This window comes from Brevundimonas sp. ABV4_179, assembly GCF_056311945.1.
In genome coordinates this window covers 1,866,915-1,881,350 of sequence record NZ_CM149976.1, presented here as the reverse complement: position 1 = coordinate 1,881,350, position 14,436 = coordinate 1,866,915, and the positions used below count along the sequence as shown (strand labels likewise).

The window sequence follows — 14,436 nt, the reverse complement described above, 5'->3', positions numbered from 1 at the left end:
AGTTCGATATCGGATTGTCATTCAGCGGTCTGACGGCGAAGGCGGCCCGGACGACCGCCGCTTTGCGGCTCCCTGAATGTATCACTCCAGATACGGCCATGTTTCGATATCCGAATATCGAACCAGCGGACTTTTCCTCGGCGCCTCTGGAGACGGATCGCTTGACGTCATGCTCACAGCGCCGCCCAATTCTTATAGATATCTAAGGCCTTCTGAGGCGATGAAATCCACCACGAGTAGCCATTGCGGCGCCCGATCGAGATTTCATTGACATCGTCGTGGATCGTCTGGTCCTTGTCGCCGAAGATTGGACGCCCGGTCACCAGATCATAGTTCCGCGACCAGATGCGGCCCGCCCCTGGCTTGTCGATCAGCTTTCGCCCGTCATCCGTCATTTCGAACGACTTGTCGTAGACACGCACCGACTCCAGCCACTCGACACCGCCGCGCACGGCCGCCTTGATCGCCGACGACGGGTTCTGCTCGCCCATCAGGAAAATAAGAATGTCCGTGGTTTCGCCGCTTGCGATTGATCGTGGTTCGTAATTTCGCGCGCTTGTGGGCACTAGCCGCATCGGCTCGACTTGCTGAGGCCAGCCCAATAGCCGATCGCCCTGACGCACTTGCGCAGCGAGGATCACATCGATCGCCTTCTTAGTCGCCTGGGCCGCCTGGGCCTCCAACTCCACCGGCACGAAGTCGAATCCTTCGGCGCCATGGGCGACATCCCGCAGCAGCATGGCTGCGTTGGCCACTGCATTATCATTGAAGGTGATTGAGTCGTGGAAGCCGCCCTCGAGCGGCCAGATTTGAGGCCAACCGCCATTGGGATATTGAGCGCTCAACAGGTAGCGCACGCCTTTGATGACGCTCGCGCGCCAGCCATCGCCTTCGCGTCCCGGCGCATGGGCGGCGACCTTCGCCAGGAACCGCATTTCCGACCACGTCGCCTCATTGTCCAAAGTGCCCACGAAGGTCCAGAACCGATCGCCCGGCGCATCAAAGTTCGCCGGGTTCTGCTCCATGGTTTCCGCATCGTTTGAAAAACGCTGACCCGGCAGCCGCGCGATGCTGCGATCCTGGTTTTTGCTCCATCCGCCGGCGGGCGTCTGGAAACTGACGATCGCATCGGCGATCGCCCGCGCTTCTGCCGTGCCATACCAGGCGACGGGCCGATCTAGCGGCATATTGTAATGGCTGGGTCCGACGGCCTGGGGCGGCGGCGGCGGGGTCGCGCCGGCAGGAAGCTCGGCCGCGAGCGCGGCGCGGTCGGCCAGGTGCTGGGCCTGAGACCGTGCAAGATACTCGGCCCACGGGCCGCGTTCCGCGTCGGGGAAGGCCCCGACCCTGTCGCTCGTCAGGCCGACCGCTGGCGTGTTCAGCCGCAAGACTTCAGCCTGGGCGCCGCCGGAAACACCATACACAAGCGCTACGGCGCCAAGGGCCAAGATCGAACAGGCGGAAACGATTTTCATTGGTCTGACTCCCACAACTTTTTTGGTTTTCATGTTTGGCTAGATCGCAGGCCAATGACGCCGGACGACTCTGTCACCCCCGGGCCTCGGCCGTCCAAGGTGTCGATGTTGCAGTCGCGGAATCGCCAATTCTCGGCATTGGCGATGGCGCCCGCGTCCTGCACATCCCAGTCCAGCCCGTCGAAGGTGAAGTCCTTCAGCGGAGCCTCGGGATAGGCGGCGGCGGCGAAGCCGACCTTGCCGCCGACCGCCTTAATGTTCGAAAGGCGGACATCGTGAATGCGGGGAACACCCTGCTCGCGCGGAACCGGCGTGGCGAGCGCACGCCAATAGTCCGGCACGTCGGCCATGCCGACCGGTATCTGGGCGTAGCTGTAACTCGGATACCAGTTCAGATTGACCTGCATCAGGGTGCGCACATCCTGCAAATGGATGTCGCGCAGGCGGATGTTGGAAATCACGCCGCCGCGCGTATGCCCCGACTTGAAGAAGATCCCCAGCGGCACCGGATATTCAATCCTGAGCCCCGAGACCTCGATATCGTCGAAACCGCCCGAGGTTTCCGACCCGAACGTCATCCCTGCGTGGGCGTCGCGGACGATACAGTCGCGGATCGTCACCTGTCGGCATGGACGCGCCACACGCAGCCCATCCCAATCGCGGCCGGCCTTGATGCAGATGGCGTCATCGTTGACAGAGAGGTCGCAGCGCTCGACCACGACCCGCTCGGACGAATCTATATCTATGCCGTCGGTCGACGGACCCCGGCCGCCGACATTGTTACGAATGATCAAATCGGCGACCGTTATGTCGCGCGAATAGCAGATGTGGACGGTCCAGAAGCCCGAGCGCGCCAGATTCAGCCCCGAAACCTCGACCTGCTGAGAGTCATAGACATGGATCAGGCGCGGACGACGGCAATCATAGTCGGCCGCCCATCGCAGACCGCGAGGATCGTAATGCCGGCGCATCGCCCAATAGCTATCCCAGAACACCTTGCCGTCGCCATCGACCAGTCCCTCGCCCGTGATCTTGGCGTTTGCCTGCCGATAGATGTTCAGCAACCCGGCAGGCCAATGCATTTCGATACCCGCTACACGGGTGCGGACCAGAGGATATGCGGCAAGATCCTGAACACCGCGCAGCGTTGCGCCTCGGTCGATCACCAGGGTCACTCCCGACTTCACGAACAGCGAGCCAGACAGATATAGACCGGGCTTCAGGACAACGACGCCGCCGCCCTGTCCTGCGGCGGCATCAATGGCGGCTTGGATTTGACGAGTATTTATCGTCACGCCGTCTCCGACCGCGCCGTAGTCAGACGTATCGAAGGTGCGGCCACGGCTCTCTTGTGCAGACGTCGGCGTCGGCGCCGCCTGTGCAATCGCACTGGCGAGGCCCAACTGGAGCAGCGTGCGGCGATCGGCTACCATCTCGATTTCTCACATTCTGTTCTTTCGTCTCACAATAGTGGACGATATAAGGCTGGCAAGCGATACAGACAGCCACTGACAAAGAAATTGACACCGGTTACTGTTCGGCTCGCCTTTTGAGGTCGTCCGGACCGGAATGCGCCGCCTACAGCGTCGCCGGAGGAAAAGAATGGTTCTGCCGACCCGACCCTGCGTGGGCTTGCTCGCCGCTCTATTCAGCGCCGCGCCGCTGCCCGGCCCAGTGCTGGCGCAGACGGTGGGCGCCCTTCCGCCAGGCGTCGAGGGCGAATGGCTGACGGCGCGCGACCGCCCCGCGCTCTATACGGACATCGCCGCCGTGCCGTCGCGCCAGAGCACCATGGCCGCAGTCGAATACGTCGCCTCGTCCCAAATCGCCGCCATGGCCTCCGAACCCCTCGCCTTATCGACGGGCAGCAATCTGACGCAGATGTCCTCGAACTGGGTCGCAGCGACCTTTTACGTCGGCGCTTCGCGGCTTGCGCGTATTTCGGACGACAGACGGACGCTGCGATTTCTGAGCGCCGTGGCCGATCACTACAACTACAGCCTTCGCGGCGCGCGCTCGGGCAAGACGATGCTGAATGCGGACGATATCGCGATAGGCGATCTCTATGAGGAACTCTACGCTCGTCGCGGACAGGAAGGCGTGCTGATGCCGCTACGTCAGCGGCTCGACTGGCAGGTCCCTTATCTGGCCAGGGCCGACGACACGCCGGCTCTCGTCTGGTGGTGGGCGGACGCTTTGTACATGGCGCCGCCGGTCTTCGCCCGGATGACGGCGCTCACCGGCGACCCCAAATATCTGAACGCCGCAGACAAGGAATGGAAACGCACCGCGGCACGACTGTGGGTCGAGGATGAAAAACTGTTTCTGCGCGACGAGCGGTTCAAGGACGACGGACACCGCCAAGCCAATGGAGACCGAATATATTGGTCTCGCGCCAACGGCTGGGTGATGGGCGGTTTGGCGCGATGGTTGGAAGCCCTGCCTGCCGACTTCGCCAGCCGCGGCTTTTATATCGATCTCTTCGAAAAGATGGCCGGCCGGATCGCGGGCCTCCAGCAGGAGGACGGCCTGTGGCGCGCAAGCCTTTTGAACCCCTCAGCCTACCCCGAGGCTGAAACCTCGGGTTCTGTCTTCTACGTCTATGCCTTGGCTTGGGGCGTCAATCACGGACTTCTGGATCGCGACATCTACCTGCCGCATGTCTTGAAGGGCTGGGCGGCGCTGAACCGCCATATTCTACCCAACGGCTTGGTCGGCGCAGCGCAAAAGACTGGCGATCAGCCCGTATCGACCGCCCCCCAAGACGTCGGCCTCTACGTTTCAGGAACCTATATTCTGGCAGGCTTGGAAGTCGCAGCGCTGAACGATCCTATCCGGTCTCTGCCCTTAGCCGAACCCGCGCGAGACGCCGCTGAGGTCATCGCGGCCACCACCCCTGTGCCCCCAGCCCCCGTCACGGTCGTCGGCCCCGAAGAGATCCGGCGTCGCGATGCCGAGATGCGCGCCACCTCCGCGCTTTCCTATGATCCGGCCGATCTGAACCGACCTTCCACGATCGCGCCCTTGGCTCCGCCGCCCGAAGATCAGCGGCGACCGCGCGCCGTTGCGCGCTTCGCGCCGGATCGTCTGGACGATTTGTTGTGGGAAAATGACCGCGTGGCCCACCGAATCTACGGTCCTGCGCTTGAGGTGCGCGAGGCGCCGTCAGGCTCAGGCGTCGATGTGTGGGCGAAGCGTGTCCGCTATCCATTCATGGATCGTCAGTTGAAGTTCCCGAACTACCACGTCGATCGCGGGGAAGGTCTGGACTACTACGATGTCGGCCGCGGGCGCGGCGCGGGAGGTCTTGGCGTCTGGTATGACAACAAGCTGTGGACCAGCCGGAACTTCTCGACCTACGACATCCAGAAAACCGGCGGTGACGAGGCTCGCTTCAGCGTGACCTACCGTCCTTGGCCGGTCGACGTGGTCCGCACGGTTTCGGAAGTTCGCACGTTCAGCCTGCCGCTCGGATCGAACTTCACCCGTATGACATCGACATTGAGCTCCAATTCCGACACCCCTCTGATCGTCGGAATTGGCATCTCCAAGCGCAGCAACGACAATGGGCGGGGCTTCGTCACCCGGGATGCCGACCACGGTCGGTTGATGTTCTGGGAGCCCGACAATCCCGAGCATGGCTCGCTGGGCATCGCCCTTTCGGTCGACCCCGCAACCATCGAGGGTTTTGCCGAAGACGCCGACAACTATCTGATCCTTATACGTGTCACGCCCGGCCAGCCGTTCACTTATTATATGGGCTCAGCGTGGGACCGCGGGCTGGACTTCTCCAGTCGTCAGTCGTGGGAAGACTTCGTGGCAGGCCAGAGCTTCGAATTCCGGCCGATCCCACAGGAGGTCGATTGACCGCCAGGCCTGGGTCAGGTCTGGCCCAGGACAAACTTGTCGGGCGCAAGCGCCAGTCGCGAGAAGGCCGCGGCCCGTACCGCGCCCTTGAATGGGCTGACACGATTGTACCGGCACCCGATGGAGCATCGACCAGTCCCTTGCGGTCGATAGGTTAGAGGCGCCTCGGCCTGAACGACGCCATCGACAAAGCTGCGGTACATGCGGCCGTCAAAGGTCTGGGCGACATGGAACCAGCGGTTGACTGGAAAACGCTTTTCCGGGTCGATCAGCGTGTGGTTGTAACCCTGGCCTTTGGCGAAGGCGTCGAGCCACCACTCCCCGTCGCGCGTCCGGATTTCAAAGAGCATCCGGGTATCCGTCGCCAGCCCCTCTGACCCGATCTCCTGCAGGTGGAACCACCGCTGCTCGAAGGCGCCCCCATCGGGACGAAATAACGCCTCAAAGGTGAACGTCGTCGCCCCCGCCAACGGGTGAATGTCCAAAAACACGCCGTCGTCGCGTCCATTGAACTGAACCGCCTTGCCCCAGGGCGACATCACCAAAGTCGGCGCGCCTTCCAGGTGGACGGGGTTTCCGCCGATTTCATCAAGATTGTCGAAGAGCCAACGCACAGGTGGTTCGCCCGCAGGACGCGCAGCCAACGCGGCGCACCCGGTTGCAGTCATTCCCAATCCAGCGGTCAGAAGACGCCGTGTGATCATGGTTGGATCAGCCCTTGGCAGATAAGGAAAAGACGGCGCCTGACATCCGGCGCCGCCTTTCCAAAGCCTATCTCGTCATCAGGCGATCAGAAGCGATAACGCGCGCCGACATAAACCTGACGCCCAGTGTGATGGTAGACATAGGTGCTGTCGCGCGACCCGCCGATGTCGCCGTGGTTCTGGCGGTTGGCCTCGTCCGTCAGGTTCAGACCCTCCACGGAAATGCTCAGCTTGTCCGTGAGGTTGTAGGACGCCGAGGCGTCGATGGTCGTCGTTTCGGTCTTGCCTTGATACGGGATCAGACCCGTGGCCCCGTTCGCGCCGGGCACGCTCTGGAAGTAGGTGTCGCGATAGGCCGCCGACACCCGCGCGTTGAACTTGCCGTCGTCATAGTAAAGCGTCGCATTCCAGGCGTTCGGCGACAGATTCACCAGATCGGCGGTGACGAAGGCCGCACAAGTGGCAGTTACACAGTATTGAATTTCGGACTCGACATGGGTGTAGTTCAGCTGCGTGCCGATGTTCGACAGAAGGCTTGGCAGGAACGAGAAGGTTTGCTGATAGCTGATCTCGAACCCTTTCAACGGACCCCCGGGCGTATTCGTGGGGGTGCTGAACTGGTACACGTCACCCGCAGGTCGACCGCCAGCCGGGAAGGCCACAGGGTTCAGCGCCGTCAGTTGACTGTACGACAGAGGTTCTGTCGTCGTCTGCACATAGGTCGAGATGTCCTTGTAGAAGTAGGCGAAGGACAGCAGGGCCTCGGGCGCGAAGTAGTACTCGACCGACAGATCGTACGTCGTCGCCCGATAGGGGGCCAAGTCTACGTTGCCCAGCGAGGCCGTGTTGGTCGCCGCGCCTGCCGCGCTCAGCGTGAACACCGGCACAAGGCTGGTGACGGGCGGGCGCGCCATCACTTTCGCCGCCCCGAACCGAACGATAAGATCCTTCATCGGCTCGATCGACATGTTCAAGGACGGCAGGGTGTCGTTGTATTCGTTCTCTCCCCTCACCGGCGTTGCAACGCCGCCAACGTTTGAATAGCCCAAAGCGTCGACCTCGGTCTTCACCTGCCGGACGCCCACGTTTCCTCGGAACGGGACGCCCATGACTTCGGTATCCCAATCGGCCTGAACATAGGCCCCAGTGTCGGTTTCGGTCACCTCTCGCCAGTTGCCGTAGGTCGATGGGTTGCCGTTCAGGCCGATGAGCCGGAAATCGCCTCCCGCTACACCCGTGTCGCAGTTGCACTTGTAGTTCCAGACCGACTGAAGCGCAGCCAGGTCAGGGCGAACCCAGGTCGTCGCCGAGCCAGAAGGCAGGTCGAGATTGCGACCGAATCCTTCCAGCAGGTTGGTGACGGACGCCATGGTCGTGCCTGCCGGAAGCGCTGGCGAACCATTGGCGTTGGCGGGGCGGGCGAAGGCCCGACTGCTGGATTCATACTCTTTGCGGCTGATGCCGGCTTTCAAGGTCAGCCAACTGCTGAGGTCGAACTCCAAACCGGCTTCCCCGGTCGTATACACATTCTCCTGAAAGTTAGAGCTGATGCGCAGCTCCGAACGCGGTTGAGCCCCAGTCGGGCCGACCACGCTCCACTGGGTCGGGTCCGCAACGTTGAAGCCCCAGTTGATCGCAGGCAGGTTCCGGTTCTGACGGAAGTCGTAGGAATAGCCGTCCACGTTCTGACGGTCGATGATCGCGCTGACCTGCACGGGGTTGGCGAAGCTTGATTCCGCGCGACCGATCAGGCCGTTGAAGCGAAGACGGTCGGAGAACTCATGCTCGACCCCAAAGGTCATCTGCTTGAATTCGGTCTGCAACTCATCGAACCGCTGCTCGCTGCGGATATCCATGTCGTCGAGCTGAGCGTAGATCATCTCACCCGTGGAAGGGTCGATCTCGAAGCTCATGATATCGACCTGAGGCTTTCCGCCCTGATCGGCGCCGCGGCTAAGCGACCACGCCTGCAGGAAGTTCTCGCTGCGGGTCGAATCGAGCTTCGAATACAGCATGTCCAAGGTGAACAGGGTCGGACCATTCCCGGGGCGGGCCTGCAGGGACAGGGTGGCCCCTAAACGTTCCTGGCTATGTTCCAGGCTGCCATAGCGTGGAATACGGGGATGGTAGGTGCGCGCCGCATTCGGCAGCACGCCGCCATTCTGGAACCCGCCGTCTGTGCTGGCCGGTCCCCAACGCACCGAACTGAAGCCTTCTTCCAGGCTGTCACGCTCGCTGTAGGCGATGGAGAACAGGGCGCCGATCTGGTCGTCCGCCCAGGTGTTCGACACCAAGCCGGCGAAACGCGGGCTCCAGTCCTGCGACAGGTCGTTGTAGCCGTACTGACCCGAAATCGCCCCTTGGAAACCCATCTTGTCGAACGGTCGGCTGGTCCTCAGATCGACCGTGGCGCCCAGCGAGCCTTCCTCGGTTTCGGCCGAGGCGGTCTTTCGCACGGTGATATTGTTGAAAAGTTCGGAGGCGAAGACGTTGAAGTCAAAGCCCCGTCCGCGGTTCACCCCGCCTGAGGAGTCGGTCGCGCCGGTCGAGGCTTGCGCCTCGATGCCGTTGATGCGGGTGCGGGTGAACTCGGAACTCAGGCCGCGCACGGTGATGGACCGCCCCTCGCCGGCGTCGCGATCAATGGACACGCCCGGAATACGCTGGATGGATTCGGCCAGATTGGTGTCGGGGAAATCGGCGATGTCTTCGGCCGAAATGGCGTCCACGACGCCCGCTTCGCGACGCTTGATGTTCAACGAGTTCTGCAGGCTGGCGCGGAACCCCGTGACGACGATATCATCGACTTCGGCGGCGCCGTCCTGCTGCGGCGCAGCAGCGTCAGCGGTCTGGGCGGCGGCATCGTGGGCCATCATGGCCAGAGCGATCGCACCCAGCGAAACCGTGGCGACCAGTGCGTTTCGCGCGAATTTATGGCGTTGGGTCATTCTCGTGTCTCCTCCCAAATCTGGCGTCGCTAGGAACGAAACGTCCACGTTCACGCCACCCGCTGCTGGCGGGCGACACCGGTGTCACGACTTGTTGGCCAAGTCTCTGCTACCGGTGTCATAAATGTTTAGCCACAGATGGGGGCGTGTGGCAAGAACGTGGCTGCGCCGATGGCCCATTTGTAATCTGTCCCAAGTCGGCTGCCGGACACAAACCTTGGCGACCAGCCCCAGCAATGGAGACGAAGATGTCTGTCAGTGTCGAGTTCACATCACCATCTCCTTCAAACCACACGTTCCGCGCATCGTCATGCCGGGAGCCATATCGATGATCACACGTCGCAAAGCGCTCATGCTTGGGATGACAGCCGCGGCCCTCCCCCTTTCCGTCAGCGCAGGTTCGAACGATCCTCGGGTGCAGACCACCGCCGGTCCCGTCATTGGGGTTCGGTACGATGGCGTGAGCGTATTCAAGGGTTTGCGATACGGGGCGCCCACGCAGCGCTTCAGACCGCCTCGGAGACCTGAGCCTTGGCGGGATCCGATCCGCGCCGGGACTTACGGAGCAGCCAGTCCCCAACGCGGAAACGAGCCGAACCAGAGCGAGGATTGTCTCTTCTTGAATATCTGGACTCCAGGGACCGACGCAGCGCGTCGCCCAGTGATGGTCTATATCCACGGGGGCGCCTATTCGGCGGGCTCGGGATCGGACCCGCTCTATGACGGCGCACGATTGGCGACGCGGGGGGATGTCGTGGTGGTCACCCTGAATCATCGCCTGAACGTGTTCGGATACGCCTATCTCGCGCGGCTGGCGCCTGGGTTCGAGGATTCCGGCAATGCCGGGCAGTTGGACCTGATCCTGGCTCTGCAATGGGTGCGGGACAATATCGCGGCGTTCGGGGGCGATCCCTTGCGGGTCATGCTGTTCGGCCAGTCGGGAGGCGGCGCCAAGATCGCCACCCTGATGGCCATGCCGGCCGCCCAAGGTCTGTTCCACCGCGCCGCGACCATGAGCGGTCAGCAGGTCACGGCCTCCGGGCCAATCAACGCCACGACGCGGGCGACGGCGTGGCTGAAAGCGCTGGGCCTGACGCCGGATCGCGCAGCCGAGGCGGCGACGATGCCGGTGGAACGGCTGTTGGAGGCGCAAACCGCCGAGGATCCGATCCTGGGCTTCGGCGGCCTCTACTTCGGGCCGGTGCTCGATTTCCGCAGCCTGCCACGTCACCCCTTCTATCCCGATGCAGCGCCGATGGGTCGGCCGATCCCGATGATCATCGGCAATACCCGCGAGGAGACGCTGGGCTTCATGGGCGACGATCCCAGGAACCAGGGCCTGACATGGGACACCCTGGCTGGGCGGCTGACGCCGGGGGTCATGCGGATCGACATAACCCCCGAGGCGGTGATCGCCGGCTATCGCGCCATGCATCCCGACTGGTCGCCGGATCGAGTGCTGATCGCCGCCACGACGGCGGGGCGATCCTGGCGTGGAGCGGTGATCGAGGCCGAAGAACGCGCCAGGGCCAGAGCGCCCGCCTGGGTCTATCAACTGGACTTCCCCGGTGAGTTGACCTCGGGCCGCATGGGCGCTTTCCACACTGCCGACATCCCTCTGGTGTTCGATAACGTTCAGGCGACCGGCTCACACACGCGGGGCCCGGGCGCGCAAAGTCTATCAGACAGAATGAGCGACGCCTTCATCGCCTTGGCCCGCGATGGCGACCCGAACCATGCCGGCCTGCCACGCTGGGACCGTTATGAGTTGCCGCGTCGCCAGACCATGCTGATGGACGTGCAGCCGCGCATGGCCGACGACCCGCGCGGCGACGAGCGCGCCTTCTTCTCGGCCATCCCCTATATCCAGCCGGGGACGTAAGCGCACTTGGACTCCCGCGCGGAAAAAGCAGCCCAATGGGTCCAGCTTCCGATCGCGGCTAGTCCAGTGACAGCGGTAGATGCCGGGCGGATGTCACCTCGGCGGACCGAACACGCGCAGCCGACGTTGGGCCACGGAGCCTTTAAAGCGGGAAATCCAGCCGCGCGGCCCAGGCGCGGACCAGATCAGGCCAGACCTGGGCCGATTTGCCTTGGATCAGGCGGATGCCGAAACCGTGGCCGCCTTCTTGGAAAAGATGCGCTTCGGACGGCACGTCGGCGGCCTTGAGCGTGGTCAGCAGTTGCAGGCTGTTCTCGACCGGCACCGCGGCGTCGTCCATGGCGTGCAGCAGGAAGACGGGCGCCGCGCCACGCCAGTCCATCTTCTCCAGGGAGTAGGCCGCGATCCGCTCAGGCGACGGCGCTTCGCCCAGCAATTGGGTGCGCGATCCGGCGTGAACATAGGGGTCCGCCATGGTCGCCACGGGATACATCAGCACGGTCGCATCCGGGCGGAACGACACAGCATCGGCAGCATCCGTCGGCGCATAGGTCGCATCCGCACGCGCGCTGGCCAGACCCGCCAGATGTCCACCGGCGGAAGCGCCCAGGACGCCGATCCTGTTCGGATAGACGCCATAGTCGGCGGCCCGACTGCGGATAAGGCGGATGGCGCGCTGGGCGTCCTGTAGCGGCGCGTCAGCGCCAGCCGCCCAGCCGTCGGCGGGCAAGCGATAGCGCAGCACGAAGCAGGTCGTGCCGCTGGCGGCGAAAACCCGCGCCACGTCATACCCCTCCTTGTCGAGCACGGCCCAGCGATAACCGCCGCCAGGGATCAGCAGCATGGCCGATCCGTTCGGGCGCTGGGGCCGGAAGACGGTCAGGATCGGATCGGTCGTATATTGGGCGTATCGGTCATGAAAAGTCGGATCGGTCGAACGCTCTGGCACGATGGGTGTGACGCTCACTCCCCGCCGGCCCGGCGCGCCGCCGGGCCACAAACGTATGACTTCGGCCGGGTCGGGCGGGCCTGCGCGACCCGCGTCTGCTGTCGTCTGCGCCGACGCACGCGGCGCAGCCCAGGCCATCCCGGCCCCTGCGGCCAAACCCAGAAGCGCCCTGCGTTCGATATCCATCGTCATGCTCACATCCTGAAAGGAACGCGGCCGGACGATCACTCGCCCGGCCGCAATCCTCAATGACTTTAGGTCCTACGCCCCTCCGTCAGACCTTGGCCTGCTCGTATCTCGGCGAGATCAGATGCACGACCAGCAGCGCGATCAGATAGGCCGAGGCCGCGACGATGAAGATGGGCGTATAGGTGCCGATCTTCTCCAGCACGTAGCCGGCGTATTTGGCCATCGCCATGCCGCCGATGGCGCCCAACATCCCGCCGATGCCGACGACCGATCCCACGGCGGAACGCGGGAAGACATCGCCCGGCAGGGCGTAGAGGTTGGCCGAGAAACCCTGGTGCGCCGCCGTCGCCAGACCGATGATGCCGACCGCGACCCACAGGTTGGACGCCATGGCGGCGAAGGCCACAGGCACCGCGCACAGGGCGCAGATCAGCATGGTGATCTTGCGCGCCTTGTTGACGCTCATGCCGCGATGCATGAAGCGCGAGGAAAGCCAGCCGCCGCCGACCGAGCCGACGTCCGACAGCAGATAGATGGCGACCAGCGGCGGGCCGAACGTCTTCAGATCCAGACCGTATGTCTTGCCTAGAAAATCCGGCAGCCAGAACAGGAACATCCACCAAATCGGATCGATCAGGAACTTGCCCAGGGCATAGGCCCAGGTCTCCTTGACCGTCAGAAGCTTGGTCCATTTGACCTTTTCGACCACATCGGCCGGATCCTGCTCGATATAGGCCAGTTCGGCAGCAGACAGCTTCTTCTGCTCGCGCGGCCGGCGATAGATCAACAGCCAGATCGGCAGCCAGATCAGACCCAGAACGCCGGTGATGACGAAGGCCATCTGCCAGCCGAAGGCCAGAACCAGTCCCGGCACGATCAGGGGCGTGACGATGGCGCCGATATTGGTCCCCGCGTTGAACAGACCGGTGGCCAGCGCGCGCTCCTTCTTGGGGAACCACTCCGCGACCGCCTTGATCCCGCCGGGGAAGCCGCCGGCCTCACCGACGCCCAGCACCATCCGCGCCATCATGAAGTGCGACAGATCCCGCGCCGCACCGTGCATGATATGACCGATCTGCCAGATGCCGAAGGCGATCCCCAGGCCCCAACGGGCGCCGATCCGGTCCATGATCCGGCCCCACAACAGATAGGCCACGGCGTAGGACGCCTGGAACCAGAAAACGATGTCGGCATAGTCGGTTTCCGACCAGCCGAACTCAGCCGACAGGGTCGGCTTGAGGAAGCCGATCATCTGACGGTCGACGTAGTTGATGACCATGGCCGCAAACAGCAGCCACATGATGATCCAGCGATACTTGCCGGGTGATGGCGCCTTGATCTGGATCGGCGGCGCGACGGAAGCGTCTGACATGGTTATGAAAACCCGTTCCTGTTATTTCCTCGACGCATCCCCTGCTCTTTTCCGTCCCTGAACGGCGGCGGGGTTGACGTCCGATGATGTTTACTGGGCTTCGGCCTTGACGACCGAACAGTGAAGCTCTGCGATACCTCTGAAAATGCAAACGGCCTCGTCGCCGGCATGGACGCGGTGAACCCCCGTGACGGCGCCGGTCGAGACCAGCGCGCCCGCCTTCAGCGGACGCCCCCAGCGCGCGCAATGCTCCAGAAGAAACCGCACGGATTCCATCGCGCCGCCCGCCAGGGACAACGAACCGCCCGTGCCGACGCTGGCGCCGTTGATGACCGTTTCGACCTCGATGTGGTCCAGGCGTTCGCGCCAGTTCTCGACCTCCGGGCCGATCATCAAGCCGCCGTTGTTGCCGAAGTCGGAAGCGACGACGGCCGATCCCAGGTCATTGATCGCCGATAGAGGGCTGCCGGCCAGTTCGACGCCGACGAACACCTTGTCGACGGCGGCGACAGCCTCCTCGATGGTCCAGTCCGTCTTGGCGGGATCGGCGTCGGCGCCGATGCGGGCGATGAACTCCGATTCGACGGCGGCGAAACCGCCCTCGATCTCGGGCAGCGGCACGACCGTGTCGCCGGGGGCCGGCCAGACATTGCGCGCGAAAATGGCCCCCGCCAGACGATGGACGCCCAGAGTTTCCTGCTGCGCCGGCGACACGCCCCCCACCTTCCATCCCACCACCGCGTCGGGGAACAGTCCGATGGCGATGTCCTGAATGGCGTAGGATTCCGTCATGCTCTGGGGAATGGCGCCCGGATAGTCGGGCGTATGGCGCGCAGCCAACCGCGCCTCGACGAACCGCCGCGCGATCACGGCGGCATCGGCGGCCGTGGTGTCGGTCTCGTCCGCAAGATTAGGGGTCGAAGTCAAGATCGTAGCCTCGTGAATAGAGCGCGATAAGAAAGAGGAAGGAAACCGGTGTCAATCCGGTTTAGCGCACACCCATGGCGTCGGCGACGAGTCGCGTCTATGCGTTGAAGCTCCACATAGAGA

General features: G+C 63.4%; 9 protein-coding genes. 2 read left to right on the top strand and 7 right to left on the bottom strand.

All coding sequences use genetic code 11. The features are described 5' to 3' along the window. Positions 1-173 precede the first annotated feature (173 nt). Both pelA and ACYX4P_RS08950 read right to left on the bottom strand, forming a co-directional pair. Complete coding sequence (pelA, locus tag ACYX4P_RS08955; protein WP_476069306.1) at positions 174-1,475, bottom strand: pectate lyase; 1,302 nt, start codon at positions 1,473-1,475, stop codon at positions 174-176. A gap of 29 nt (positions 1,476-1,504) precedes the next feature. Continuing rightward, positions 1,505-2,908, bottom strand: coding sequence for a glycoside hydrolase family 28 protein (locus tag ACYX4P_RS08950; protein ID WP_248121098.1), 1,404 nt, complete (start codon positions 2,906-2,908; stop codon positions 1,505-1,507). 169 nt (positions 2,909-3,077) lie between these two features. On the opposite strand from ACYX4P_RS08950, the gene ACYX4P_RS08945 reads away from it, so the two are divergent. After that, complete coding sequence (locus ACYX4P_RS08945; protein WP_248121100.1) at positions 3,078-5,342, top strand: glycoside hydrolase family 88 protein; 2,265 nt, start codon at positions 3,078-3,080, stop codon at positions 5,340-5,342. A gap of 14 nt (positions 5,343-5,356) precedes the next feature. Here ACYX4P_RS08945 and ACYX4P_RS08940 read toward each other — a convergent pair whose 3' ends face one another. Then, positions 5,357-6,046: a LamG domain-containing protein gene (locus tag ACYX4P_RS08940; RefSeq protein ID WP_248121102.1), complete on the bottom strand. Its 690-nt coding sequence runs from the start codon at positions 6,044-6,046 to the stop codon at positions 5,357-5,359. Positions 6,047-6,132: 86 nt separating this feature from the next. Next, a complete protein-coding gene (locus ACYX4P_RS08935) occupies positions 6,133-8,994 on the bottom strand; it encodes a TonB-dependent receptor (protein ID WP_248121104.1) in 2,862 nt (953 codons plus the stop codon). Between the two features lie 328 nt (positions 8,995-9,322). Here ACYX4P_RS08935 and ACYX4P_RS08930 point away from each other — a divergent pair, with 328 nt between their 5' ends. Then, on the top strand, positions 9,323-10,876 hold the full coding sequence (locus ACYX4P_RS08930) for a carboxylesterase/lipase family protein (RefSeq protein WP_248121106.1): 1,554 nt from the start codon (positions 9,323-9,325) through the stop codon (positions 10,874-10,876). Positions 10,877-11,018: 142 nt separating this feature from the next. Here ACYX4P_RS08930 and ACYX4P_RS08925 read toward each other — a convergent pair whose 3' ends face one another. The 3 genes from ACYX4P_RS08925 to ACYX4P_RS08915 form a co-directional block, all read right to left on the bottom strand. Next, positions 11,019-12,017 (bottom strand): alpha/beta hydrolase, encoded by a 999-nt coding sequence (locus tag ACYX4P_RS08925; RefSeq protein ID WP_248121108.1) that lies wholly within the window; start codon positions 12,015-12,017, stop codon positions 11,019-11,021. Between the two features lie 82 nt (positions 12,018-12,099). Next, positions 12,100-13,386 carry an MFS transporter gene (locus ACYX4P_RS08920; RefSeq protein WP_248121110.1) on the bottom strand — a complete coding sequence of 429 codons (1,287 nt, stop codon included), beginning with the start codon at positions 13,384-13,386 and terminating at the stop codon, positions 12,100-12,102. Between the two features lie 90 nt (positions 13,387-13,476). Further along, positions 13,477-14,313, bottom strand: a complete 837-nt coding sequence (locus ACYX4P_RS08915) for a 2-keto-4-pentenoate hydratase (protein ID WP_248121112.1) — start codon at positions 14,311-14,313, stop codon at positions 13,477-13,479. Positions 14,314-14,436: the final 123 nt, after the last annotated feature.